Source organism: Agrobacterium sp. B1(2019), from assembly GCF_008274755.1.
Lineage (GTDB): Bacteria > Pseudomonadota > Alphaproteobacteria > Rhizobiales > Rhizobiaceae > Agrobacterium > Agrobacterium salinitolerans.
Window position 1 is genome coordinate 1,018,129 of record NZ_VTPB01000002.1, and the last position, 25,238, is coordinate 1,043,366.

General features: G+C 60.3%; 23 protein-coding genes. 10 read left to right on the forward strand and 13 right to left on the reverse strand.

Annotation, left to right across the window (positions count from 1 at the left end):
- Positions 1-36 precede the first annotated feature (36 nt).
- The 3 genes from AGR1_RS19475 to AGR1_RS19485 are packed head-to-tail and all read left to right on the forward strand — an operon-like array spanning position 37 to position 3,801.
- The gene (locus AGR1_RS19475; RefSeq protein WP_080794839.1) at positions 37-312 is read left to right on the forward strand and encodes a sarcosine oxidase subunit delta; all 276 of its coding nucleotides are present in this window, start codon (positions 37-39) and stop codon (positions 310-312) included.
- The gene (locus AGR1_RS19480) at positions 309-3,272 is read left to right on the forward strand and encodes a sarcosine oxidase subunit alpha (protein ID WP_149147904.1); all 2,964 of its coding nucleotides are present in this window, start codon (positions 309-311) and stop codon (positions 3,270-3,272) included. The genes AGR1_RS19475 and AGR1_RS19480 overlap by 4 nt, the downstream gene beginning before the upstream one ends.
- Positions 3,265-3,801 (forward strand): sarcosine oxidase subunit gamma, encoded by a 537-nt coding sequence (locus tag AGR1_RS19485; protein ID WP_149147905.1) that lies wholly within the window; start codon positions 3,265-3,267, stop codon positions 3,799-3,801. Before AGR1_RS19480 ends, AGR1_RS19485 begins: the two co-directional genes overlap by 8 nt.
- 9 nt (positions 3,802-3,810) lie before the next feature.
- On the opposite strand, the gene AGR1_RS19490 is transcribed toward AGR1_RS19485, so the two are convergent.
- Positions 3,811-4,851, reverse strand: a complete 1,041-nt coding sequence (locus AGR1_RS19490; RefSeq protein ID WP_149147906.1) for a LacI family DNA-binding transcriptional regulator — start codon at positions 4,849-4,851, stop codon at positions 3,811-3,813.
- Positions 4,852-4,999: 148 nt separating this feature from the next.
- On the opposite strand from AGR1_RS19490, the gene AGR1_RS19495 reads away from it, so the two are divergent.
- From AGR1_RS19495 to AGR1_RS19515, 4 genes are all read left to right on the forward strand, one after another.
- Positions 5,000-5,302 carry a hypothetical protein gene (locus tag AGR1_RS19495; protein ID WP_246669676.1) on the forward strand — a complete coding sequence of 101 codons (303 nt, stop codon included), beginning with the start codon at positions 5,000-5,002 and terminating at the stop codon, positions 5,300-5,302.
- A 124-nt stretch (positions 5,303-5,426) separates the two neighbouring features.
- Positions 5,427-6,329 (forward strand): sugar phosphate isomerase/epimerase, encoded by a 903-nt coding sequence (locus tag AGR1_RS19505; RefSeq protein ID WP_149147907.1) that lies wholly within the window; start codon positions 5,427-5,429, stop codon positions 6,327-6,329.
- Between the two features lie 79 nt (positions 6,330-6,408).
- Positions 6,409-7,581, forward strand: coding sequence for a Gfo/Idh/MocA family oxidoreductase (locus AGR1_RS19510; RefSeq protein WP_149147908.1), 1,173 nt, complete (start codon positions 6,409-6,411; stop codon positions 7,579-7,581).
- Between the two features lie 97 nt (positions 7,582-7,678).
- The gene (locus AGR1_RS19515; protein WP_149147909.1) at positions 7,679-8,608 is read left to right on the forward strand and encodes a TIM barrel protein; all 930 of its coding nucleotides are present in this window, start codon (positions 7,679-7,681) and stop codon (positions 8,606-8,608) included.
- Between the two features lie 238 nt (positions 8,609-8,846).
- Here AGR1_RS19515 and AGR1_RS19520 read toward each other — a convergent pair whose 3' ends face one another.
- From AGR1_RS19520 to AGR1_RS19530, 3 genes are all read right to left on the reverse strand, one after another.
- A complete protein-coding gene (locus AGR1_RS19520; protein ID WP_077983546.1) occupies positions 8,847-10,358 on the reverse strand; it encodes a tripartite tricarboxylate transporter permease in 1,512 nt (503 codons plus the stop codon).
- 30 nt (positions 10,359-10,388) lie between these two features.
- On the reverse strand, positions 10,389-10,862 hold the full coding sequence (locus AGR1_RS19525; protein WP_080794831.1) for a tripartite tricarboxylate transporter TctB family protein: 474 nt from the start codon (positions 10,860-10,862) through the stop codon (positions 10,389-10,391).
- A 163-nt stretch (positions 10,863-11,025) separates the two neighbouring features.
- Entirely contained in the window at positions 11,026-12,000 is a 975-nt protein-coding gene (locus AGR1_RS19530; protein WP_080794829.1) for a tripartite tricarboxylate transporter substrate-binding protein, read from the reverse strand.
- Between the two features lie 252 nt (positions 12,001-12,252).
- Between AGR1_RS19530 and AGR1_RS19535 the strand changes: the two genes are divergently transcribed.
- Genes AGR1_RS19535 through AGR1_RS19545 form a run of 3 tightly spaced genes read left to right on the forward strand, consistent with a single transcriptional unit; the run spans position 12,253 to position 15,417 of the window.
- Positions 12,253-12,930: a response regulator transcription factor gene (locus AGR1_RS19535; RefSeq protein ID WP_149147910.1), complete on the forward strand. Its 678-nt coding sequence runs from the start codon at positions 12,253-12,255 to the stop codon at positions 12,928-12,930.
- Positions 12,917-14,308 (forward strand): sensor histidine kinase, encoded by a 1,392-nt coding sequence (locus tag AGR1_RS19540; RefSeq protein WP_149147911.1) that lies wholly within the window; start codon positions 12,917-12,919, stop codon positions 14,306-14,308. Before AGR1_RS19535 ends, AGR1_RS19540 begins: the two co-directional genes overlap by 14 nt.
- Positions 14,305-15,417 carry an ABC transporter substrate-binding protein gene (locus AGR1_RS19545; RefSeq protein WP_080794824.1) on the forward strand — a complete coding sequence of 371 codons (1,113 nt, stop codon included), beginning with the start codon at positions 14,305-14,307 and terminating at the stop codon, positions 15,415-15,417. Before AGR1_RS19540 ends, AGR1_RS19545 begins: the two co-directional genes overlap by 4 nt.
- A gap of 40 nt (positions 15,418-15,457) precedes the next feature.
- Here AGR1_RS19545 and AGR1_RS19550 read toward each other — a convergent pair whose 3' ends face one another.
- From AGR1_RS19550 to AGR1_RS19590, 9 genes are all read right to left on the reverse strand, one after another.
- Entirely contained in the window at positions 15,458-16,219 is a 762-nt protein-coding gene (locus AGR1_RS19550) for an SDR family oxidoreductase (RefSeq protein WP_080794822.1), read from the reverse strand.
- A gap of 3 nt (positions 16,220-16,222) precedes the next feature.
- Positions 16,223-17,905, reverse strand: a complete 1,683-nt coding sequence (locus AGR1_RS19555) for an SMP-30/gluconolactonase/LRE family protein (protein ID WP_080794820.1) — start codon at positions 17,903-17,905, stop codon at positions 16,223-16,225.
- On the reverse strand, positions 17,902-18,885 hold the full coding sequence (locus tag AGR1_RS19560) for an NAD(P)-dependent oxidoreductase (RefSeq protein WP_080794818.1): 984 nt from the start codon (positions 18,883-18,885) through the stop codon (positions 17,902-17,904). The genes AGR1_RS19555 and AGR1_RS19560 overlap by 4 nt, the downstream gene beginning before the upstream one ends.
- Positions 18,882-19,964, reverse strand: coding sequence for a sn-glycerol-3-phosphate ABC transporter ATP-binding protein UgpC (gene ugpC, locus AGR1_RS19565; protein ID WP_080794816.1), 1,083 nt, complete (start codon positions 19,962-19,964; stop codon positions 18,882-18,884). The genes AGR1_RS19560 and ugpC overlap by 4 nt, the downstream gene beginning before the upstream one ends.
- Before the next feature lie 2 nt (positions 19,965-19,966).
- Positions 19,967-20,797, reverse strand: coding sequence for a carbohydrate ABC transporter permease (locus AGR1_RS19570; RefSeq protein WP_046800465.1), 831 nt, complete (start codon positions 20,795-20,797; stop codon positions 19,967-19,969).
- A gap of 10 nt (positions 20,798-20,807) precedes the next feature.
- Entirely contained in the window at positions 20,808-21,734 is a 927-nt protein-coding gene (locus tag AGR1_RS19575; RefSeq protein WP_077983557.1) for a sugar ABC transporter permease, read from the reverse strand.
- A gap of 67 nt (positions 21,735-21,801) precedes the next feature.
- The gene (locus tag AGR1_RS19580; protein ID WP_149147912.1) at positions 21,802-23,073 is read right to left on the reverse strand and encodes a sugar ABC transporter substrate-binding protein; all 1,272 of its coding nucleotides are present in this window, start codon (positions 23,071-23,073) and stop codon (positions 21,802-21,804) included.
- 24 nt (positions 23,074-23,097) lie between these two features.
- Positions 23,098-24,264 (reverse strand): mandelate racemase/muconate lactonizing enzyme family protein, encoded by a 1,167-nt coding sequence (locus AGR1_RS19585; RefSeq protein ID WP_149147913.1) that lies wholly within the window; start codon positions 24,262-24,264, stop codon positions 23,098-23,100.
- Positions 24,261-25,169, reverse strand: coding sequence for a dihydrodipicolinate synthase family protein (locus AGR1_RS19590; protein WP_149147914.1), 909 nt, complete (start codon positions 25,167-25,169; stop codon positions 24,261-24,263). Before AGR1_RS19590 ends, AGR1_RS19585 begins: the two co-directional genes overlap by 4 nt.
- Positions 25,170-25,238 lie beyond the last annotated feature (69 nt).

Here is a 25,238-nt window from a genome sequence, read left to right on the forward strand (position 1 = left end):
GCCATCCCGCTATCTCGCGGATCAAGGACATTCGAAATGGCAAGTCTCGTGCCCTGCCCGCATTGCGGGCCAAGACCCAGGGAAGAATTCACCATCAAGGGCGCAGTCCTTGAAAGGCCCGCCGCCGATGCCGGCGCGGAGGAGTGGTTCAATTATGTCTATCTGCGCGACAATCCGCGCGGAGCCTATGAGGAGTATTGGCACCACACATCCGGCTGCCGCCGCTGGCTGGTCGTCGCCCGCGATACCGTCACCCACGAAATATCCGCCTGCCACGACGCGGCCGACAAGACGAAAGTGACAAGTGCATGAGTTCCCACCGCCTGAAGACAGGCGGTCTGATCGACCGCTCCAAACCGCTTTCCTTCACCTTCGACGGCAAGCCGATGTCGGGCTTTGAGGGCGACAGCCTCGCCTCCGCCCTGCTCGCCAACGGCCGGAAACTCGTCGGCCGCAGTTTCAAATACCACCGCCCGCGCGGTATATTAACGGCGGGTGCCGCCGAGCCGAACGCGCTGATGACCATCGGCCGCGGCGGGCGCACGGAGCCGAACACCCGCGCCACCATGCAGGAACTTTATGCCGGGCTGGAAGCCAGCAGCCAGAACCGCTGGCCCTCTCTCGATTTCGATATCGGCGCCTTGACCGGCCTTCTGTCTCCCTTCCTCGGTGCGGGGTTCTACTACAAGACCTTCATGTGGCCTGCCGCCTTCTGGGAAAAGGTCTACGAGCCCTTCATCCGCAAAGCCGCCGGTCTCGGTAAAGCAAGATACGAGGCTGACCCGGATACCTATGACAAATGCTGGGCGCATTGCGACCTGCTGGTGATAGGCTCCGGCGCGTCGGGTCTGGCAGCGGCGCTTGCCGCAGGCCGCGCCGGCGTGCGCGTCATCATTGTCGATGAACATTCCGTGGCAGGCGGTGGGCTTCTTTCCGAGACAGCGGCCATCGGCGGCAAGAGCGCTGCGGATTTCGCGGCGCAATGTGTTGCCGAGCTCGAAAGCCTGCCGAATGTGACGGTGCTGACGCGAACCACGGCTTTCGGCTGGTATGACGGCAATGTCTTCGGCGCCGTGGAACGGGTGCAGAAACATCTGCCCGATCCGAAAGCACATGTGCCCGTGGAGCGCCTGTGGCGCATCGTCGCCAAGCGGGCGCTGCTGGCAACGGGCGCGGAAGAACGGCCGCTGGTCTTCGGCGGCAACGATGTTCCCGGCGTGATAATGGCCGGCGCCATGCGCAGCTATCTCAACCGTTATGCCGTCAGCCCCGGCACGGCGACGGCAATTTTCACCACCAATGACAGCGGTTATGCCCTTGCCCGCGATCTGGAAGCGCAAGGCGTCGCGCTGGCCGCCATCATAGACAGCCGTGAACGGGGTTATCCGGGCTATGAAGGCAAGGCGCGCGTCGTCAGGGGTGGCGTCGTATCCAATGCGAAGGGCGGCAAGGCGCTTTCCGCCATCGAGATTTATGCGAATGGGCGCGCGGAGAAGCTGAATGTCGATGCGCTGGCTATGTCGGGCGGCTTCAACCCCATCATCCATCTCGCATGCCATCGCGGCGGCAAGCCGGTCTGGTCGGAAGACGAAGCCGCTTTTCTGGCGCCCGGCAATCTCAAGGGGCTGGAGCTCGCCGGCGCGGTTTCCGCAACAAACGGTATCGCCGCCTGCCTTGAAGATGGCGCGCGGAAGGGCGCGGCACTGGCACAAGAGCTCGGCTTTGTATCAACCGCCCCGACATTCGGCACCGTGGAAAACGATATCGTGGCCTCGCCCGCGAAGGCACTCTGGTCTATTCCCGGCATCAAGGCCAAAGCCTTTGTCGATTACCAGAATGATGTGCACCGCAAAGATCTCGGTCTCGCCATCCGTGAAGGTTATGGCCATGTCGAACTCGCCAAACGCTACACCACCAACGGCATGGCGACGGATCAGGGCAAGCTGTCGAATGTCAATGCCATCGGGCTGCTGGCCGAAGCGCGCGGTGTCTCCCCGGCGGATGTCGGCACCACAACGTTCCGGCCCTTTTATACGCCCGTCTCCTTCGGCGCATTGACCGGGGCCTATCACGGCCAGCATTTCCAGCCGGTGCGTAAATCGCCGCTGCATGGCTGGGCGGAAAAAAACGGAGCCATCTTCGTTGAAACCGGTCTCTGGTATCGCTCCTCCTGGTTTCCCCGCAAAGGTGAAAGCGGCTGGCGGGAAAGCGTTGACCGCGAAGTTCTGAATGTGCGCAAAAATGCCGGCCTCTGCGATGTCTCAATGCTCGGCAAGATCGAGATTTGCGGTAGCGACGCCGCCGAATTCCTTAACCGGGTTTATTGCAACGCTTTCCTGAAGCTGCCCATCGGCAAGGCACGATATGGCCTGATTCTGCGTGAAGACGGCATGATCTATGATGACGGTACCACCAGCCGGCTGGAGGAAAACCGCTTCTTCATGACGACCACCACGGCCTATGCGGCAGGTGTTATGAACCATCTGGAATTCTGCGCCCAGGCACTCTGGCCGGGGCTCGACGTGCGGCTTGCCTCCGTCACCGATCAATGGGCGCAGATGGCGATTGCCGGACCGAAGGCACGCGCCATTCTGCAACGAATCGTCGATGAAAATATTTCCGACGAGGCTTTCCCGTTTCTTGCAGCCAAAGAAGTCTCGCTGTTTGGCGGGCAATTGCACGGACGCCTGTTCCGGATTTCCTTCTCCGGCGAACTGGCCTACGAGCTTGCTGTCCCGGCCGGTTACGGTGAAAGCGTCGCCGATGCTCTGATGGAAGCAGGCCAGCCGGAGAATATCATGCCCTATGGCGTTGAGGCGCTTGGCGTGCTGCGCATTGAAAAGGGCCATGTCACCCACAATGAAATTAACGGTACGGTGGTGCCCGCCGATCTCGGCTTCGGTAAAATGGTCTCCACCACGAAGGCCGATTTCATCGGCCGACGGATGCTGGAACGCGAGGGGCTTTCCGCCACCGACCGTCCGAGCCTCGTCGGTGTCGTGCCGCTTGATCCAAAACAGTCTTTCCGCACCGGCTCGCATATTCTTGCGAAGAATGCCGCGGCAACGCTGGAGAACGATCAGGGTTATGTGACCTCAAGCGCGTTCTCACCGCATTTAGGTTCAACGATCGGTCTCGCCCTCGTCAAGAATGGTCCTGCGCGGCATGGCGAGGAAATCATGGTCTGGAACGGCCTGCGTAACGAATTTACCCAAGCCCGCCTTTGCAACCCGGTTTTTGTCGATCCTCAAAACGAGAAACTCCATGTCTGATTTCAAGTCTGACTTTTGGCCGGCGCTGCGCCCGGTGCTGGGCGCGAAGCGGGCGATTGCCTCCACCGCCATCAAGCTCTCTCCCGTGCCGGAAGGCGCGATCATCCATGTTCTGGCCGCACCCGACGCAACGGATTTGGAAGCCCGCCTTCGCCACCTTGCCAAAGGCGATATGCGCGCGGTCTCACCGGGCCAATGGTTTATCGTCGGTGAACAACCTTTGTCTCATGCCGATATGAAGGCGCTTCTTGCGGCGCTCGAACCTCAGGCAACGGGTATCGACCAGAGCCAGGGACGCGTTCGCATTCGCATCGAAGGCAAGATGGCCGAGCGGGTTCTGGCCAAAGGCACGGCGGTCGACCTGTCTCCAGCAGCCTTCCCGGTAGGACATTCCGTCGCGACGCTGATCGGCCACATCGCCGCCCACCTCACCCGGCTTGACGGGCGGGTCTTCGAAGTCATCGTGCTGCGCGGTTTTGCCGAAAGCCTGTGGGACGACCTTGCCCGGATGAGCCTCGAATTCCAGTGATCGTGCCGGTCAGGTCCAGATGCTTTCGGGCGTCAGGATTTCGAAAGGAACGATCCGCTGTTCAACGGAGGACGAATCTCCGTTCTCGATGCGCCGCAACATCACATCGATCAACTGCTGCGGCATCCTGTCGAGAGGAAGCGGCAGCGAGGCGGTGATCAGCCCTTCGTTGAGGCCTTTTCTTGTTTCCGGTCCGATATCGTTGCAGATGATTTTTATGTCGCGCTGCCGCTCGGCAGGCAATTCCCTGAGTGCGCGCAGAACTCCCGATATGCCGCCGCCATTGACATAAATCCCCCTGAGCCCCGGTTCGGCAGCAATCATATCCCGCACGATGACATAGGCATTTTCCGGTTCCTCCTGGGTCAGCAGGGTTTCCACGACCTGAAGTTCAGGTGTGTTTTCGCGCATATAGGAGCGGAAGCTGGCGTCCGAAACATCCTGGCACTGATACCGATTGCTACCGATCAGCGGCACGACCACGCCCTCGCCCTTTACCGTCTGGCTGAGAAACCATGCCGCCGTGCGGCCGCGTTTCCAGCTGTCGGTGCCGACAAAGCCCGCGCGGCTCGCCGCCGACAGATCGGATACGTAAGTCACCACGGGAACGCCCTTGCCCCGCAGCTCGTCGATCGCCTGGCTGACGAGCGGATGATCGGCCGTCACCACCGCGATTGCGCCACAGGATTGTCCCATCTTCAAGAGATCGGAGGACACAGCTTCCGGTGAAAGATCATCCTCGAAAACGATATCCGGCTCGATGATGCAATCCGGCCGCTGGCGTGCGGCAGCGACAATCCCTTCAGCCCAAAGCCGGTAAAGCGGCCGGTGGGATTGCTGCAACAGAAAGCCGAGCCGGTGATGAGGCATGGCCTCGCGGCGACGGTCCCTGATGGTGCCGAGACCATAAAAACCGATCTCCTCCGCCGCCTTGAGTATCTGGTCGATCGTATCCTGGCGTACGGCAGTCGAGCCGTGCAGCAGCCGGTTGACCGTGGAGATGCTTACACCGGCGGCTTTCGCAAGATCGGCAATGGTCGGTCGGTTCATGACGCCTCACAATCGTATCACCCATGAATGACATGAGATGATATTTAATGCAACATTAGATGAAATATAAATTCCATTTCCATGAGAATGAAAGATATAAACCCTCCTGTCGTTAAGGCCCGTCGGGAGAATGGGCAGGGAGGAAGCAATGGCATTTCTCAGGAAATTTCTCGCAACGGGCGCGGTGTCGCTCGTGGTGGCGTCCGGCGCGGTTGCGGCCACTATAGCCCTTGTCGGCGACAAGAATGACGATGCGGTCTGGAACCGCATCCAAAAGGGTGTCAACGACGCACGCCTCGCGGCCGAGGCGAATGGCGGCAAGGTCAACTACCTGCGTTTGCAGACCTATGACAATTTCGCGCCAGATGTGGTGCAGATGATCCAGGCCGCCATCGACCAGAAGATCGCGGTGAGGCGCTCGCCGATCTCGGCGCCGAGGTGGAAAATTTAATGGTCAACCATGACGGCCATCCGCCGAAGCCGCCATCGAATTTAAGCATTTCGAGTAAGAGCGATTACGCTTTTACGTCCGGAAAATTCGTAAAAACAAAGACATAAAGCAAGGATCAGGACCGTTGAAAATCGCCCTAGACCCCCATATGCACCGCCATCTCAGCCTTGAAGCCCTTCCCGCCAAGGTGAAGGAACTTGGTTACGACTGGATCGAACTCAGTCCGCGCGCCGATTTCCTCGAATGGTTCAAGGCACCGCGCGCCTTTCCCGAGCGGATCAAGTCTTTCAAGAAGGCGCTGAGGGACGCCGATGTCGGCATCGCCTCGCTGCTGCCGATGTATCGCTGGGCCTCCAATGACGAGACCGAACGGCAGGCGGCGGTCAAACACTGGAAACGCGCCATCGAGATCGCCATCGAACTCGAAGTCGATACGATGAACTCCGAATTCGGCCGCGGACCGCATCCCGACAAGGGTTCATGTTATTGCTGCCATACCGGCTCGATGATCGAGGCCTGCGAGGATGCCTGGTGGCGCTCGATGGAAGAACTGGTGCCGATCTTCGAGCGCGAAAACATCAACCTGCATGTCGAGCCGCATCCGGAAGACTGGTGCGAAACGCTGCAGCCGGCGCTGGACATCATCCGCACCGTCAATTCGAAGAACGTCAAGTTCCTCTATTGCGCACCGCATACCTTTTATTTCGGCGACGACACCAAGGCGATGCTGCGCGAAGCCAAGGACGTGTTCGCCCATGTGCATGTGGGCGATACCTTCAACCACAAGGCCAGCTCCGGGCTGCGCTATATCCTCAATCCGCCGGGCACACAGGCGCGAGTGCACCAGCACCTGAATATTGGCCAGGGCGAAGTGCCGTGGGACGACTTCTTCGCCACGCTTTCCGAAATCGGCTTTGACGGCATCATGACCTCCTGCGTCTTCGCCTGGGAGGACAGGGCGGATGAATCGGGCCGGTTCATGCGCACCAAGATGCAGGACTATATCGACCTTTATTTCAAAAAATAACGAGGCAGCCGGGCGCTGCGGCCGAGACGGCCCTTGGGGAACACCGTCATTCGAACGATCAAATGGAAAGACGATTGACATGATCAACGGAGAAAGACTGATTTCGCGCCCGTTGCGCTGGGCCATGGTGGGCGGCGGTCGCACAGGACAGGTGGGCTACAAACATCGCACAGGCGCTCTGCGCGACGGCAGCTACCAGCTCGTCGCCGGCGCCTTCGATCTCGATGCCGAAATGGGCCGCGATTTCGGCGTCAACATCGGCGTGGCAGCGGAACGCTGCTATCAGGATTACAAGGCGCTGATTGCCGGCGAAACCGCGCGCGAGGACGGCGTTGACGTCGTCTCCATCGCCACCCCCAATTTCACCCACTACGAAATCACTAAAGCCTGCCTTCAGGCGGGACTGCATGTCATCTGCGAAAAACCGCTATTCTTCACGGTGGCCGAATGCGATGAGGTGGCGCGGTTGGCAGAACAGAAGGGGCTGATTGTCGGCGTTTCCTATGGCTATACCGGGCATCCGCTCGTCCACCAGATGGCGGCCATGATCAAAAAGGGAATGCTGGGCGACATCCGTATCGTCGACCTGCAATATACCCATGGCTTCAATGCCGGTGACGACGTGGGCGCGGGCGAGGCCGTCAAGTGGCGCACCAATCCTCGCACCGCCGGCCCAACCTTCGTGCTCGGCGATATCGGCACGCATCTCTATTATCTCTCGGAAATCGTGCTCCCTCACATGAAGGTGGAACGGCTGCTCTGCGACCGCAAGGCCTTCATCCCCACGCGCGCGCCGCTGGAAGACCACGCCACGGTCCTGATGCATTATGACAATGGCGCACGCGGCCGTCTCTGGGTCTCTTCGGTGAATGCCGGTAATATGGGGTCGCAGCGTTACCGTTTCGTCGGCTCCAAGGCCTCACTCGAATGGTCCGATTCCCGCCCCGACCAGCTGATCTACGAGGTTCAGGGCGAACCCGGTCGCATCTTGCATCACGGCATGCCTTATCTGGAGCAGGAAAGCCTCGCCATAGACCGCATGGGCGCGCTGCATACCGAAGGTCTCGGGGATAGCTGGTCGAATATCTATCTCTGGATCGCCCAGGCGATCGACGCGGCAAACCGCGGTGACAGGGCTTTCCTGAAAACCCACCATTATCCCGGCATCGCGGCCGGAACCGAAGGCGTTCGCTGGCTGGAGAACTGCGTCCGCTCGGCCGACGCCGGCGCGGCCTGGATCGACTTCGCATAATCAGATTGGGCACACGCCCTTCAAGCCACTATCAGCCGCCGAGACCTGCTTCGGGCCGCAGAACGCGGCCCAGCATCAATTGCACCCCGAGGATGCCATGACCAACCAGATCGCCATCACCACCGCTCCCTGCTGCTGGGGCGTCGACGACGTCAAAAATCCCCATCTGCCCCATTGGGAAAAGGTGTTGGACGAGACAAAGGCCGCCGGTTTCGGCGGCCTGGAACTCGGCCCCTACGGTTATCTGCCGCTCGACCTCGAACGTGTTTCGCAGGCGCTCAATGAGCGCGACCTGAAGATCGTCGCCGGCACGATCTTCGACGATCTGGTCTCACCTCAGAACCGCGACAATCTGCTGCGCCAGACCGACGAGATCTGCGCGCTGATCACCCGCCTGCCAAAACCGGAAACCCATGCCGGCCAACGCTTTTCCGCCCCCTATTTGACGGTGATGGACTGGGGCCATGACAAGCGGGACTATGCCGCCGGCCATTCCGACCGTGCGCCGCGCCTCGATGGCGGCGCATGGAGCGGCATGGTCGAAAACATCCGCGCCATCGCAACGCTCGCCCGTGACAAATATGACGTGCGCGCCACCATCCACCCCCATGCCGGCGGTTACATCGAATTTGCCGATGAGTTGCAGCAGATCGTCGAGGACATTCCCGCCGATCTGGCTGGCCTGTGCCTCGATACCGGCCATATGGCCTATTCGGGCATGGACCCCGTCACCACGCTTCGCCGCTATTGGGATCGTGTCGACTATATTCATTTCAAGGACATCGACGCCACGGTTTTTGAAGAGGTGATGGCAGAACGCATCCGCTTCTTCGACGCCTGCGCCAAGGGCGTCATGTGCCCTATCGGTCGCGGCTCAATCGATTATCCGGCCATCCGCAGCCTTCTGAGGGAACTTGGCTATGGCGGTTATATCACCATCGAACAGGAGCGCGACCCGCGCAATGCCGGCGGCATTCTGGACGATCTGGCGGCCAGCAGAGCATTTCTCGCCGAGTGCGGGTTCTAAGCCTCGACCTGAGCCACTGAACTTCTTCCGAATTTTAGTCCCAGAGCAAGAAAATCGAAGACTCTCCGAAATTCCGGAGGAAACTTGGGTCTCAGGGCCTTGGGAGGCCTCGTCCTGCTGGTCGGTCTTGAGATAAAGCGGGACATCCCGGCCGCGCTGCGGGGATGGGCGATACCAATAGCGACCGATATGCCGTGAAGACCGTTGCCGTCAGAACGGCAACGGTCGTTATCACACCTTACTCTTTGGCAAGAGCCATGGCCTTGATCCTGCGCGCGCGGCGGGCCAGCACCAATGGGAGGATGGCAACGCCTGCCGCCATGCACCACAAGACGATGGAGATGGTGCTGCTGAAGAGGATGGAGACGTCTCCCCCGGAGATCGCGAGGGCATTGCGCAAGTTCACCTCCATGACGCGTCCCAGTACGAAACCAAGGATGATCGGCGCCATATCGAAACCGACCTTGCGCAACAACCAGCCCAGGAAGCCGATAGCCAGCATGAGCACGATCGAGAAGACCGAGGCGTGCGTGGAATAGACGCCGACGATCGACAGGACGAGGATGCCTGGAACAAGCAACCAGTTCGGCACCGTCAGCACGCGAGCGAATATGTTAACGAGCGGCAGGTTGAGTGCGAGCAGGATAAAGTTGCCCACAAAAAGCGAGGCGATGAGGCCGCCGACGACTTCGGGGCGCTCTGCAAGCAACATCGGGCCTGGCTGTATGTTGTAAAGCATCAGCGCACCCAGCATCACGGCGGTGGTGCCCGATCCGGGAACACCGAGTGTGAGCATGGGAACGAAGGCGCCGGCGGCTGTCGCATTATTCGCCGCCTCGGGCGCCGCCAATCCTCGCACATCGCCCTTGCCGAAGGTGCCTTCCGAGTCCGAGATGCGTTTTTCAGTGGTGTAGGATACAGCGGAAGATACCGACGCTCCGGTCCCTGGCAAGACGCCGACGACAAAGCCGATAAGCGACCCGCGCACCGTCGCACCGGCGCTTTTGACGACATCTGCCCAGCGAGCGGTCGTGCGTCCGAGTTCGCGGATCACCGTGACGCCCCTGCCCTGATGCTCCAGAATGAGCATTGCTTCGGAAATCGAGAACAGACCGATGACGAGCACGACGAATTCGATACCGTCGCCCAGTTCCGGTTCGTTGAAGGTGAAGCGATAGGCGCCGGAGGTGGCGTCAAGGCCAACGGTTGCCAGCATCAAACCGAGCATACAGCCGATCAGTGTTTTGGCGGGCTGGGAGCCGACCATGGATCCGAGCGTTGCAAAGGCGAAGACCATAAGCACAAAATATTCGGCGGGACCGAAACCGATGGCAAGCCCGGATAGCACGGGCGCAAACAGCGCCAAACCGATAGAGCCAATGATACCTCCGACAAACGATGAGATTCCGGAAAGCGCCAGCGCTTCGCCAGCGCGTCCCTGCCGGGCCATCGGATAGCCGTCCATCGCCGTCATGACGGCGCCGGCATCACCTGGGACATTGAGCAGAATTGAGGAAATGCGTCCGCCATATTCTGCGCCACAATAAACCGCGGCCAGCAGGATCATGGTGCTTTCCGCCGGCAGCCCCATCGAATACGCGATCGGCATCAGCAGCGCGATCCCGTTGATCGGGCCAATGGCTGGCAGTGCCCCAACCATTGTGCCGATGAAGCAGCCAATGAAACCGATAAGAAGATTCTGCCCGGTGAGCGCAACGGCAAAGCCGTGCCAAAGATAGTCGAAATTCATGATAAGAACCTTTCGGGATTGCGACTTGGCTCAGCCACCAAACATGGAACCGACCGGCAGATAGACTTCGAGCAAGAAGTCGAAGACGAACCACCAAAGCAGCGCATGTCCCACAGCACCAGCCAGAGCCGTTTTGAGCGGCGCACCGAAGAGGAGACCGGAGCCAAAGGTCAGCACGAAAATGGAGACGAAAAAGCCGGCGGGTTCAAAAAGCAGCGCAGCGATCAAGACCAAAGCCGGTATGGCGAGAACCCTGGTGAGAAGCGGCCCGTCTGGAAACCCTTCCACCGAACCGGGCGAAAAGTAATAGACGATTGCGAGCGCACCGAGGATGAAGGCAAGGGCCACCGGGAAAACGCGGGGGCCGAGCGGATCGGAGGCGAAAGCGTAGTCGATGACGCTTCCGCCAAAGCCATAGGCAATCGCAAGCAGCAGGAGAATGACAGCCGAGACGCGACCAATCAGCCGGGCGTTACGCGGCTCGGTGTTACGGGCTTCTGACATTGTAGCCTCACAAAAGGGGATGATCGGCGAGGCTGTTTTCAGCCCTCGCCATGTGTTAAAAGCTGGTCGGATTTCGAAGCTCTCGCACCAATCCCGCGGTCCGGAGAGATCGCTTCAGATAGAGACTTGCCGGGCGAAAACAGCGAGCCCGGCAAGGGTTGCCTCACATGCCGGATTCCTTGGCAAGAACCTTGAAGCGCGCCACATCTTCCTTGACGCGGTTCTCGAAATCTTGACCGAGAAGGGTAAACTCGAAGAGACCGCGCGCCTCGCGCTCCTTTGCAAATTCAGGAGTGGCGGCCATTTTCTTGAGGGCGTCGACCCACCAGTTGTAGTCCTCGTCGGAAACATCCTTGCCGACATAGTAGCCGCGCCAGATCGGCCAATCGATATCGAATCCCTGCTCCTTGGCCGTGGGCACACTCGCCAGCTCACCCGGCAGACGCTCCGGCGCCATCACGGCCAGGATGCGAACCTTGCCGGCAACGTGATGCTTGACCATTTCAGCTGCATCACCGGAACCGACCTTCACGTGGCCGCCTTCGAGTGCAGTCAGCACCGCTCCGCCGCCCTCAAGAGCCACATAGCGCATTTTCTTGGCGTCTTGGCCGGCTGCCTTTGCGAGCAGCGACCCCTTCATCCAATCCTGCGAGCCAACGGCGCCACCACCGGCAATAGGAAAATCGTCCGGGCTTGCCTTGTATGCATCAACAAGTTCGCCGAGCGTCTTGTATGGCGAATCGGCGGCCACGACGAGAACACCGTAATCGGCGCCGAGCGCCCCGAGCCAGCGCACACCCGTTTCGTCATATTTGCCGAATTTCCCTTGGGCGATCAGCAGGGCGGAGCCGGACGAAGCAGCCGTGATCAGATTGCCGTCCTTGCCGCGTTTGCCAATCACATGGTTGAAGGCCACCGCCCCGACGCCGCCTTCCATGTAAGTCACAACCATGGGTCTGGAGATCTGTTTGGTCTCCAAAAGAGCATTGCCGGCCAATCGGCATGTCAGGTCGAAGCCGCCGCCGGGTTTTGCACCAGCAAGGCATTCAGGCTTCGATGGTTCGGCGGATGCGACCATGGTCATGCAGAGCGTACCGAAAGCGGCAGCTGCAATTGTCTTCATCGTCATACGGATCATTGATCTCTCCCATTCATCCCTGAGACCGGGAGGGCCGCAATGCTCGCATTAGTCCAGTACAACCGGAACAGTTGTTGGCTATCGGCGACGGCGCGGAATTCCTCCTCGGGTCGACTTGTTCTCTCCCTTGAAGTCGACGCGCGGAAAATAAAGCCTGTTCCTGTCACGATCCTGTCAAGCCGTTAGCGACCGCCTTGACCTCTGGATCGGGCCGATCTTGATCTGTACCGGGTGCTATGCGATGGTTTTCAGGTGCGGGTATTTCTGGTCGAAGATACACAAGATGTTGGAGAGGCAATTTGCCGCCGATTTCAGCAGACGGGGCATTCCGTCGACTGGATTTCGGATGGGCTTTCTGCGTCCAACGTCCTTTCCTACACCGACTACGACCTCATCATTCTCGACGTGATGCTACCTGGCATGGATGGCTTTGCCATACTGAAGGCGTTGCGAAAATCTGGCAGCACCGCGCCTGTCCTCGTATTGACCGCTCGTTCCGAAATTGACGATCGGGTCAGCGCATTGGATCTTGGCGCCGACGATTACCTGATAAAGCCCTTCGATTTCCGTGAGCTGGAGGCGCGCGCGCGGGTGCTGCTGCGACGACGTAGCGGCGGCGACGCCACGAACATACTCGTCTGCGGCGATGTCAGTCTCGACAGGACCAATCGCAGCGTTCGGGTCGGCAAACGAGAGGTGCAGCTGAAGCGGAGGGAGATGACGCTGCTCGAAGTGCTGGCTTCGCGCCCCGGCAAGGTGTTCAGCAAGGAGGAACTGCTGGACCGCCTGTTTGGCTTCGATGAGGCGGCAGGCCCGAATGCGATCGAGCTTTATGTGGGCAGGTTGCGCAAAAAACTCGAAGGCGCCCAGACCCGCATCGTGACAGTGCGTGGCGTGGGCTGCCAACTGGTGTCCGATGCTGGCGCATAGAGGCTCCCTCTTCTCTCGCCTGATGCGCCGCGTCGGCATCGTGCTGGCCCTGGGCGCAGCAGCCATGATTACAGCTGCGTTGTATTATGCGCGCGCTGCCGCCGACGAAGCCTATGACCGGCTTCTGCTGGGTGCTGCGTTTCAGATGAGCGAAGGGCTCGTCGTCTCCGATGACAAACTCACTTTTCAACTCCCAACCTCTGCGTTTGAACTTCTGGGGCTCGCGCAACGCGACCGCATCTTCTATCGCGTCCTTGATACTGAAGGGGAGACGCTGACAGGTTATCGCGATCTTGGAACTCCCCTGGAGGTTTCGCACAGCCGCCCCGCTCCGCTCATTGAAAACGCCGTCTATCGCGGTGTCGATGTTCGCATGGTCACGCTATCCCACGCGATCACGATCAATGAGGAAACGAAATGGGCCTATATGATGGTCGCCCAAACGACGGAGGCACGCCGTGCGCTCATCTCGGAACTGATGACGAGGGCGATTTTCATCGTGAGCCTGATGAGCCTGCTTGCGCTCGTCGGCACTGCCTTTGCAATCCGCTATTCGCTGCGACCGGTCGAGACGCTTGGCGAGGCTTTGGCAAGCCGCGAACCGCAAGACCTAACACCCTTGTCCGTGTCGGTCCCCGGCGAACTTTGGCCCTTCGTTGCCTCTATAAACCACTTCATCCGCAGGCTCGATGAACGCGTGCGTTTGATGCAACGTTACGTCGCCGACAGCGCGCATCAGATACGAACGCCCCTTACGGCGTTATCGGCGCAGGTTAGTCTCATCAATGAGGAAAAGCTTGCACCGGAGGACCGGCGCCATCTGGAGCGTGTCCGCAACAGAACGTCGGAGCTTTCACGCTTGACCAACCAACTCCTCAATCATGCCATGGTGATCCATCGGGTCGATTCTGCGCAGCTTGCACCCCTGTTCCTGAACGAGGTCGCCCGTGCAGCCTTTCGCCAGGCAATACCGATCACGATCGACCCGGATATTGTAGTGTCCTTCGAGCCGGATGAACAACAGCTTCAGGTGATGGGCGACACGTTAAGCCTTCGAGAGGCCGTGGCCAACATTATCGACAATGCATTGCGGCACGGAGCCGAGACACAGCTGGCAGTGCGCGTGGAAAATTGTGGCGACTTCGGGTTGATCGTCATCGAGGATGACGGTCCTGGCATTCCTCAAGCCGATTGGGAGAGCGTCACCGAACGTTTCTTCTCGACGCGCAGCCAGGGACCGGCGTCTGGGTTGGGATTTGCAATTGCTGCGGAAGTAGCGCGCGCGCTGGGGGGGCGGCTTGGGTTTCGCGAGAAGACAGAAACGGATTTGTTTGCCGTTTATTTGGAACTGCCGCTGATCAAGCAGGAACGGCCATGAAAAGCGTTTACTCCGCCATCGCAGCCATTTCATGTTTCTGCCTCGTCACCAGCGCCCATGCAGTGGAAGGGGATCGGGAATTGTTCCCGGCGAAGGGAATGGAGGAAACGGGGCGCCTTCTCATTCATGCGGCCACGGATCTTGAAGCCATGCGTCCAATCGTTTTGGATTTCCAGGAGACCGCACCGGGGGTCGCTGTCGAGATCCTCGACTTTGTGACCAATGATTTGTTTCGTGAGGTCGCTGCTGCCTGCGCGGACGGACGGCAAAATGCCGACATCATCCTGTCTTCCTCCGTTGATCAACTCGTTCGTTTGGCAAATGACGGCTGCGCGCAACCGCACCAGTCCAGTGAAACCGCCAAGGTTGCCACCTGGGCCAACTGGCGTGACGAAGTGTTTGGCTTTACCTTCGAACCTGTCGTATTTGCCTATGACAAGCGTGCGATTCCGCCCGAAGACGTTCCGACCAGCCACGTGGCGCTGGTCGATCTTTTGCGCCGCAAGCCGGATGAATATCGCGGACGTATCGGCACCTATGATATCAGCGCCTCTGGAATAGGTTATCTTCTGGCCTTCTACGATTCGCGCCAGGCGCCGACGACCTATGGTCGCCTGCTCGAAAGCGTCAGCCGCGTGGAGCCGGTGATCCGTTGCTGCAATAATGAGGTGCTCGGCGCCTTGTCGACGGGCGAGATTCGTATTGCCTACAACGTCCTTGGATCCTACGCCTATTTCGCGATGCGATCCAACCCGGCGCTGGGTATCGTTATTCCCCAGGATTACACTCTGGTGCTGTCTCGCGGCGCGATGATACCTTCGACAGCACGAGACGCTGTATTGGGGCGCCGCTTTCTCGACTATCTCCTCTCTGATCGCAGCCGAGACATCGCGTCGCGCTCGTCTTTCTTTTTCGCCGAGAATGCGCCACTTCCCGAGGGTGTGGAAGGACCTGAAGATCTGATCGAATCCGGAGTGGGGAGGCCCATCCGCATTGGACCCACACTGCTGGCGGCCCAGGACGAGATTCAACGGCGCACCTTTATCGATAGCTGGTACCGACTGATCCGGCCATACAGCTTGCCAAATCTGGATTTATTCAAGCGCTGATCGCAAACGATTATCCAATTCGGCTACACCAGCAAATCCGTCAATAACCACCCGTCAGGACGATGGTCTCGCCTGTCATAAAGCTACAGGCCTGCGACGACAGGAAGATCGCGGCGCCCACCATTTCTTGCGGCTGCCCGGCACGGCCCATCCAGTTCAGCGTCCGGACGTATTCGGCCCAGCCTTCGGGATCCTCATCACGACGGTGGGCATTGCGGTCGGTGTCAATGAGGCCGGGCGCGAGCGTGTTGAGCAACACATTGTCGCGCGCGTAGTCCCGCGCCTGACTCTGGATCAAATTGTGTTGCGCCGCCTTAGTGGCGGCGTAAGCGGTAACGATGCCCTTCGGCCGCAGCTGATTGACCGAGCCGATGGAAACCACCCTGCCCCATTTGCGGGCCGCCATGCGCGGCAAGGCCGCCTGCAGCATATCCACCGTCGAGCCCAGATTGACCGCCAGCTGAAACGCCAGATCGTCAGGCGTCAGTTCCGACAGCACGGCGTTGATCTGGGCGCTGGCATTGATGACAAGAATATCGACCGGTGCGACCGCCTCGGCCCGCTCGATGAGATCACGGCCGGCGCCGGGCTGGGAAAGATCGCCCGCCAGTTCCTGCGCCGTACCGCCGCCTGCGACAATCCGCTGTTGCACGGCTGCTGCGGCGCCCGGCTTCACGCCATGAAGGATGACATGGGCGCCCGCGCCCGCCAGCCCCTCGGCAATGGCGGCACCTATGCCACGGCTGGAACCGGTGACAAGCGCCGTGCGGTCTTTCAGTCCAAAGACGCTTTCGAGACGCATCCTTTATCCTTCAAACAGGGAGATGTGCGCGCCGGCGATTCCCGGGCGGCAGGAAAACAGGCCGCCGGAAAGCGGCGCGTCGGCAAGCGTGGACGCCGGCAGGCGCGTGCGGGCGCTGGTGATGAACAGCGTCGACAGGTCCGGCCCGCCGAAAGCGATGCTGGAAGGGCGCGGCACCGGCATGTCGATCACCTGGTCCAGCTTGCCGTTCGGAAGATAACGCCGTACGCACCAACCATCCCAGATCGCGCACCAGACACCGCCTTCCGCATCCACGGCCAACCCATCCGGCCGTCCGTCCGCCACCGGAATGCGGGCGAACTCACGGCGCTGCGACAGGGCGCCCGTCGACGGATCACAATCGTAGGCGTGGATGAGGCCGGGCACTGTATCGACGAAATAGAAGGTCCTGCCATCGGGGCTCCAGCCGAGACCGTTGGAGACGATGATGCCGCCTTCCTTGCGCTCGGATTCGCCATTGGCATTGATTCGATAAAGCGCACCCGTGGGCTTGGAGGCGTCGATACGCATCGAGCCGACCCAGATCGCGCCATCCGGCCCGCATTTGGCGTCGTTCAGGCGGTTATCGGCAATGCCAGCCTCCGGGCTGACGAAGGGGGTCAGTCGGCCGGAGGCGAAATCCAGCCATTCGACGCCGTCCTGCGACGCCACCAGTAACCGTCCCTCGGTGACCGGAATGACCGCGCTGACCAGCTTGCCGGTCTCGCAGGTTTCGTTGCGGCCAGTGACGGGATCGAAGCGGTGTACCGCCGGATGCAGGATATCCACCCAATAGAGCGCGTTTTCCCCCTCGTGCCAGACCGGGCTTTCTCCCAGCTGCGCACCCCACGGCAGAATACAGCTGAGTTCGGCGCTGGGGCGGCCCGTTGCCGAACGCGGGCGTGGCCGCGAGCTGATCGCCACGGCCCCGGCGGCACCGGTAATGCGGCGGGCGGCGGCAATCAATTCACGCCCGGCGGGATGGATATTGGAAGAGTCCAGCCGCGATGATGGCCCGAGCGCAACGAGCACGCCCATCGGCGTATTGTCACGACCCATCACAGGGGCGGCGACCGAATTCACCCCCGGCAGATGCTCCTCGTAGGAAATCGAATAACCCCGCGCACGCGTCAGCGTCAGATCGGCCTGCAGCGCATCGAGGGTGGTGATGGTTTTGGGTGTCTGCAGATCGAGCGTCAGGCGATCCAGCAGGTTGCGACCAACGGCGGGGTCCTGAAACGCGAGCAGCGCCTTGCCCGGTGCGGTGCAATGCAGGGGAACACGGCGTCCCACCTCGACACGCACAGAAAGACCGTTCGGCGAACGTTCCGCCAGATATTGTGTCATAGTGCCGTCAAGCCGGCACAGTGCAACCGTTTCCCCCAGTTCGGCCGCCAGCCGCTCGAGTTCCGGCGTCGCCGCCGAGACGAGATCGAAGCTCTCCCAGACCTTGTGAGACATTTCCAGAAAACGCTGGCCCAGGACATAAGTGCCACGGGCCTCATCCTGACGGACGAGGCCATAGGCGATGAGAGTGCGCAGGATGCGCGCGAATGTCGGCTTCGGCAGACCGGAGGCGCGCAACAGCTCGGCAAAACGCAGCGGTTCCGGCGCATCGGCAACCATGTCGAGCAGGGTCAGCCCCTTGGCCAGCGCCGCCGTGCCGCCCGGTGTCTCCGGTTTCATCGCCTCTGCCCCTTCGCTAATCGCAGCCGCCTTGCGGCCGCCGCGTCGTCCAGCATCCGGTCCATCGTCCATTCAGCTTCAAACCCCAAAGTGTTTCTGATCCGCTCGTTGGACGTATGGTAATAAACGCCGTCGCCGGGAAAATCGACCGTCACGATGGGCAAGCCGGTCAGCGCCGCAATCTTCGGCAAAAGCACGGCGAAATCGGCTGGCTCATCGGCACCGAGGTTGAAGGTGCCACCCGCCGCGTCGGGGTGATCGAGGGCAAGCAGAATGCCCGCCACCATATCGCGCGTATCCGTGATGTGCATGCGGAATGGACGGCCGTTTTCGTTGCGCGCCAGTATATGCGACGGCTTACCGATATCGCAGGACTGGAGCAATTGGGCGATAGCCGTGTTTCCGAAATTCTGCTGCTGGCGAATACGCGGTCGCAGGAAAAACCGGGGACCGGAAAAGAAACTGTCCTCATCCAGCAGTTCTGCCGCATCCTGCGTATGCGAAAAACGCAGGATCACCGTTTCCATGGCGCCGCTTCGCTGGTGAAAGCGCACCAGTTCTTCGCCGAGAAGCTTGGTCAAGCCATAAGGTGAATTTGGACGAAGCGGATGGTCCTCGGTGACGGGCAGGAATTCCGGCCGGTTTTCCGGATAGACCTCACCCGACGAGGCAAAGACAAACCGCCGCACGCCAGCCGCTGAAGCCACATCCAGAAGCCGGCGCGTGCCCTCGACATTGACGGCGAACATGCGGTCGCGATCCGCCGGGACCCATGACATGAAAGCTCCCAGATGCAGAACGGCGCTCACACCCTCGATGGCGTCGGACAGCGCCTGCGCATCTTCCAGCGACTCGACAACCTCCTCGCCGCCGCTTCCCGATGGCCTGAGATCGAAACCGCGAACGGTGCGGCCCTGCGCGCGCAAGGCGGCAACAACGGCACGGCCGACACGACCTGCCGAGCCGGTGACGAGGATCATAGCCGTGCTCCGGTCTTTGCGTCGAAGAGATAAAGCTGGGCCGGATCGAAACCGAGCCGGAGCGCCTCATTGCCGGGAAGATTGCCGGTATGCGAGACGCGCGCGATCAGTCCCTTGGACTTGCCCTCCTCGCCATCGGCGACCCTTGCGCCTTCCGCATCGAAATAGACGTATTTCTCCGATCCCAGGCTCTCCACCAGCGTCGGTCGGACATCGAAGGTGATCGGCGCATCGCCCAGAACGAGATGTTCCGGCCGCAGGCCCACGATTACGCTGCCCTGACGGTTGACGCCCCCCGGCAAGGAAACCTGTTGCCCAAAGAGGGTCACTGTGCCGTCACGCAGTTCCGCATTGAGGAAATTCATGCCCGGCGAGCCGATGAAACCGGCAACGAAAAGATTGGCCGGATTATTAAAAAGCTCGTCCGGTGCGGCGATCTGCTGGATGATGCCGCCCTGCATGATGACGACGCGATCCGCCATCGTCATCGCCTCGACCTGATCATGCGTCACATAAACGGTGGTGACGCCGATGCGCTTGTGCAATGCGCCGATCTCGGCACGCATGTGGACGCGCAGCTTGGCATCGAGGTTGGAAAGAGGCTCGTCCATCAAGAAGGCCTGCGGCTGGCGCACGATGGCGCGGCCAAGCGCCACGCGCTGCCGCTGGCCGCCCGAGAGATCCTTGGGCTTGCGATCGAGATAGGGTGTGACTTCCAGAATGCGCGCGGCATCATCAACCCGGCGGTCGATCTCGGTCTTGTCCGTGCCGCGCATCTTGAGGCCGAAGCCGATATTCTGGCGAACGGTCAGGTGCGGATAAAGCGCATAGTTCTGAAACACCATGGCGATGTCGCGGTCACCCGGCGCCAGATCCGTCACTTCGTTGTCGCCGATGAAAATCTGCCCTTCGCTTGCCGGTTCGAGACCGGCGAGGATCTTCAGCATCGTCGACTTGCCGCAGCCGGAAGGCCCGACCAGCACCACGAACTCGCCATTCTCGATTTCCAGCGAAAAGGGCCTGAGGACGTTGAGCGCGCCGTAGGACTTGCTGACGTTGCGAATGGAAATATTGGCCATGCTTATTTCTCCGCGCCAGCGGTGAGGCCGCCGACCAAATAACGTTCAAGGAACAGGTAGATTGCGATGATCGGCAGCGCGATGAACACGGACGCGGCGGAAATGTCATTCCAGTAGGTGACATATTCGCCCTGCATCGTGGTGATGCCGAGATTGGCCGTCCAGTTGTCCGGCGAGTTGACGAGGAAGGTGCGCGCATAGGCATAGTCTGCCCAGCTGAGCACGAAGGCATAAAGGGCCGTGGCGGCAAGCCCCGGCGTGGCGATGGGAAGTACGACGCGCACCATCGCACCAATCGGCGAGCAGCCGTCGACCATAGCAGCCTGTTCCAGTTCCTTCGGAATGGTGTCAAAATAGCCTTTCAGCATCCATGTGGCGAAAGGAATGATCATTGTCGAATGCGCCAGAACCAGCGTCCACAGGCTGCCGATCAGGCCGAAGCTGGAAAAAATCGAAAACAGCGGAATGACGAGCAGCGTCGCGGGCAGCATCTTCGCCGTCAGGACGAAGAGCCCCATGGTCGCGCCGCCCCGCATGGAATAACGCGACAGCGCATAACCGGCGCTGACCGAGACCAGCATCGACAGCGCCACTGAGCCGATGGCTGCGAGCATCGAGTTCCACAGCCACAGCAGGATCGGTTTTGCCGCCCAGACCCGGGCGAAGATGTCCCACTGCGGATCGTCCGGCCAGAAGGTCGGCGGCAGGCGGTACAGCTCATCGGTGGTGGAGAGCGCCGTGACCAGCAGCCAGTAGACCGGGAACAGGATCATCACCAGCGTGAAGATGACAGTCGCGTAAAGCGCAAGGCTCTGTAAAAATGTCCGTTTCATCAAAGCCTCCTCAATAGATCGATTTCGAACGCCGGCCAAGCATCAGCAGGCTCGCGACGATGCAGATCACCAGCGTCAGCACGCCGACGGCGGCGGCCCGGCCGAAATTGTGGTACTGGAAGGCCTGGTCATAGGTCATGATCGAAAGCGTCTGGGTTGAACGCAGCGGCCCGCCGCCGGTCAGAACCTTGATGATGGAAAAGTCGCGGAATACCCAAAGCAGCGTCAGCACCAGCGTCACGCCCAGCACCGGCATCAGAAGAGGCATGGTGATCCAGCGAAAACGCTGCCAGACACTTGCGCCATCCACCTTGGCGGCGGCGTAATAGTCGGCGGGAATGGACTGCAGGCCAGCCAGACACATGATCGACACGAAGGGAAAACCCTTCCACACCATGGTGATGGCAACAGCCCAGAAGGCCGCCGTGGAGCTGCTCACCCACGGGATCATCTGGTCGGTAAAACCGAGCTTGATCGCCAGCCAGCCGAAAAGGCCGAAGGAGGTGTCGAACATCCATGCAAAGATGACGACCGCGATGATTTCCGGCACCGCCCAGGGCAGCGCCATGCCCAGCCGCGCGACGGTGCGGCCCTTGAAACGGTTATTGGCAAGAAGCGCCGTGCTGAGGCCAACTGCGACGCTGCCGGCAGTAACGACGATGACCAGTTTTAGCGTGACCCAGCAGGCCAGCCAGAATTCCGGCGACGAAAACAGCCAGTTGTAATTCGTCAAGGAGAACGGGCGGCTGGCGCCGCCGAGCCTCGGTATCTTGACCTGCTGGAACGACAGGTCGATGGCCAAAACGAGCGGCCAGACGATGATGGCTGCAACCATCAGGACCGCGGGGGCGATCAGAATATAGCCGAGGAGATGTTGCCGGCTGGGACGCGCAAGATCGAAGAACTTGCGGCGCCCGGCCCGAACGGGTTCGGTCATGGATGGTCCTCCTGCCGGATGCGGATGATGGCCATGGCCCTAAGCGGGCCATGGCGAAACAACGGGATCAACCCTTGATGGCTTCCGCCTTTGCCTGCATTGTTTTCGCCACTTCCGCCGGATCGAGATCCTGAATGATCATTCGCTGGCTTTCTTCCATCACCATCTTGCTGAACTCGTTGTAGAAGAGCTCAAGTCCGGTCGGAATGCGGTCGACACCCGCCTCGGATGCGGCCTTCATTGTCTCGATCAGCACTGGAAAATGCGGGATGGTCTTTTCGACGCCAGAGACATCCGCTTTCGGGCTAGGCGGGGTGTTACCGCCGAGGATAGCGTAACTGCGCTGGAATTCCGGCGTCATCGTCAGCTTAATGAAATCCCAGACCAATGCCTTCTGGTCGTCGGGAATATCCGCCGGCATGGCAAGCACGTTGGAAGACCCGCCAAGCGGCGGATGAAGCGGCGGCGCGGCATAAACAATGTCACTCTTGGCCGAACCCTTTTCGGTCGTGCCATAAAGCCACGGCCCATCGAGCCGCATGGCCATCTTGCCATCGGCAAACAGCTTGCGCACGTCGCTGGCGCTCATGTCCACCGGGCTGATGCCGCTCTTCATCACGGTTTTCCATCGGGTCAAACCTTCCACCATCTGCGGCGTGTCGATGGTGATATTGCCGTCCTTGTCGGTCCAGTAGGCACCGGCGTCGAGAATGTAGTTCAGCATCTCTGTGAGATATTGCCCCGGGCCGCCCTTGGTCTCATGACCTGTTCCGAACTGATCGATAATACCGTCGCCGTTCAGATCCTTGGTCGTGGCTTTTGCCGCGGCCAGAAACTCGTCATAGGTCTTCGGAACCGCAACGCCCGCTTCTTCGAGAAGCTTCTTGTTATAGGCCATCACGAAACCGAAATAGTTGGTCATAATGCAGACGGTTTCACCGTTCCATTCGCATTTCTGCTGGCCGGCCCAGCCCGCCATCTCGATACCGTCCTTTTTCAGCCACGGGTCGAGCGGCTCCAGCCAGCCGCTATCGGCAAACATCTGGAATTCGAAAGACGCCAGATGCACGATCTGCGGCGGCTGGTTGGCGGCAAAGAGCGTGGTCATCGTATCCGCATAGGAACTGCGCTCTGCTTTGGTGAACTCGATCTTCACGCCCGGATGCTGTTTCTCGAAGGCGGCAATGGCGGAACGCCACCATTCACCCGTTCCCGCATCATCAGTCTGCCAGGAAATGAACTTCAGCACGGTATCGGCCATGGCAGGGGCAACGGCCCCCATCGTTACCAAAACGGCGGCCGCGGTGCTGAGCGCCAGCTTTTTCATTCTTTTTGTCATGGTTTCCTCCTCCAAAAAACCAAATCAGATGCGTTCAATCAGACTGAGCGCCGCCTCCGACGGTCTTACCCCAAGTCCCGGTCCCGAAGGCAGGTGATATCTGCCTTCGCGGCAATCCATGTCGCCCTCCAGCAGGCGGCGGTTCGGCTCGAAGATAGAGTGCTGGAATTCGTGTCCCTTCAGCATCGGCAATGTCGATGACACCTGCAGACTGGCGGCAAGGAAGACGCCCGCGCCGACAGTGGCGTGAGGTATCACGTCAATGCCGTGTTCGGCGGCGAGAGCGCCGATGCGGATGAAATTGGTGATGCCCTTATGGCCCATTTCCGGCTGCACAATCGCGATACGACAGCGTTCTATGCGGGCGCGCATATCCCAATGGGTGCGCCATTCCTCGCCGACGGCTATCGGAACATCGGTGTTCTTCGAAACCCTCTCAAGACCGGCAATATCCTCCGTCCAGACCGGAGCCTCGGCGAACCACGGGTCAAAGGGCTGCATTTCGGCGATCAGCTTCAGCGCCCGCTCCGGCGTCTGGTTCCAATGCATGTCGGCGGCGATCTTCGCGCGCGGACCAAGCACCTGCCGGAGATTGGCGATTTCCGCCGCCGGGCCGTCATCAGCCACCGGCGTTGCGAATTTGAAGGCATCAAAACCACGATCCTGCCAGCATTTCGCCAACTCTCCACGAGCCTTCAGCGTTTTTTCAGGCAGGCCGGAAACATAGGCCGGGAACGTATCTACCCCGCCGCCAAGAAGATCGCGGATGGATTTTCCGGCTTCCTGCCCGGCAATATCCCAGAGCGCGATATCAAGCGCGGCAAGCGCATCGACGTAAAAGCCGCCTGTATAACCGCGCACCCGCATCATGTCGTAGAGGTCGTCATAGATCGCCGAAGGATCGGACGCGTTGCGGCCGATCACGAAACCGGCGAGAAGATCATTGATGAGGGCAGCGACCGTGCCGGGGGCGACGATGCCATAGGTCTCCCCCCAGCCCACGATGCCGTCCTGTGTCGTCATGCGCACCAGCACGCTGCGGTCGAAGGTGGGGTAGACCGTGCGATTGCCCTTGCGCACAATGTAGCCATTGGGATTGACCACCTCGCCTTCCCTGAGCGCGCCAAGATAGGGAACCTTGCGCGGCTGTGTCAGCGTGAAGACTTCGACGGTTGCGATGGGGCTGTTCATGCGGCCTCCGCGGCAACAAGGCCGAGTTCGACCAGATTGGCGTCGATATCGGCAATGGCCGCCGCATCAAGCTCGGGTGTCGGCGCACGCACGCCGACGCCTTCGATCACACCGCGACGGGCGAGTACATATTTGGTCAGCCGCATGCGATAGACCGCCTGCAACACCAGAAGCGGCAGGGTGCGGACATAAATCCGGCGAGCCTCCTCCTGCCGCCCGGCAACAAGCGCCCGGTCGATGGCCACATGTTCCTCGGCGATCTCCAGCGCCGGCATCGCCGCCGTAGCGCCTCGGGCATATTCGTCGAGAATGTAACGGGCGCCGCCGCCACCGATGACGCCCTTCAGCGTCGAAGGCGCATGGGCAATGATGTGGCTGATGGCCGGGCCGGCGGGAAGTGTTTCCTCCTTGACATAGGTCACCTGCGGCAATGCGCCCACGATCTCCACGATGGCCTGTGGCGAAAGGTCGGAACCCCGCGGCGCAGGCGCGTTCTGCAGGATGATTTCAACTCCCGGCAGCGCCTCGACCATCTTGCCAAGGAATTCGATCAGCGCAGGCGCGTCCGTACCGACCGATTTTGGCGGCTGTACCATCAGGTGGCGAATGCCAAGCGCCGAGGCCGCCCGCCCATGTTCGACCGCGTCACGCCAGTCGGCCGCACTGGCGCCTGCCACGACCGGCACCCGACCGGCCACCGCATCCACGACGATCTTCAAGAGCGTTGCGCGCTCGGCGGCGTTCAAAGTCTCCACCTCGCTGGCGAAACCGGGAAACACGACACCATCCACGCCCTTGTCGAGCGCAAATACCACCAGACGCTTCATACCCGCTTCGTCAATGCCGCCATCCGCCAGAAAAGGCGTTGGCAGAACAGGCAAGATCCCCTTGAGCCCAGCCACCATCATTCTCCTCCCAATTAAGTATCATATTTTGATACCTTGAATTCACTAATTGACACTACATAGACTCGC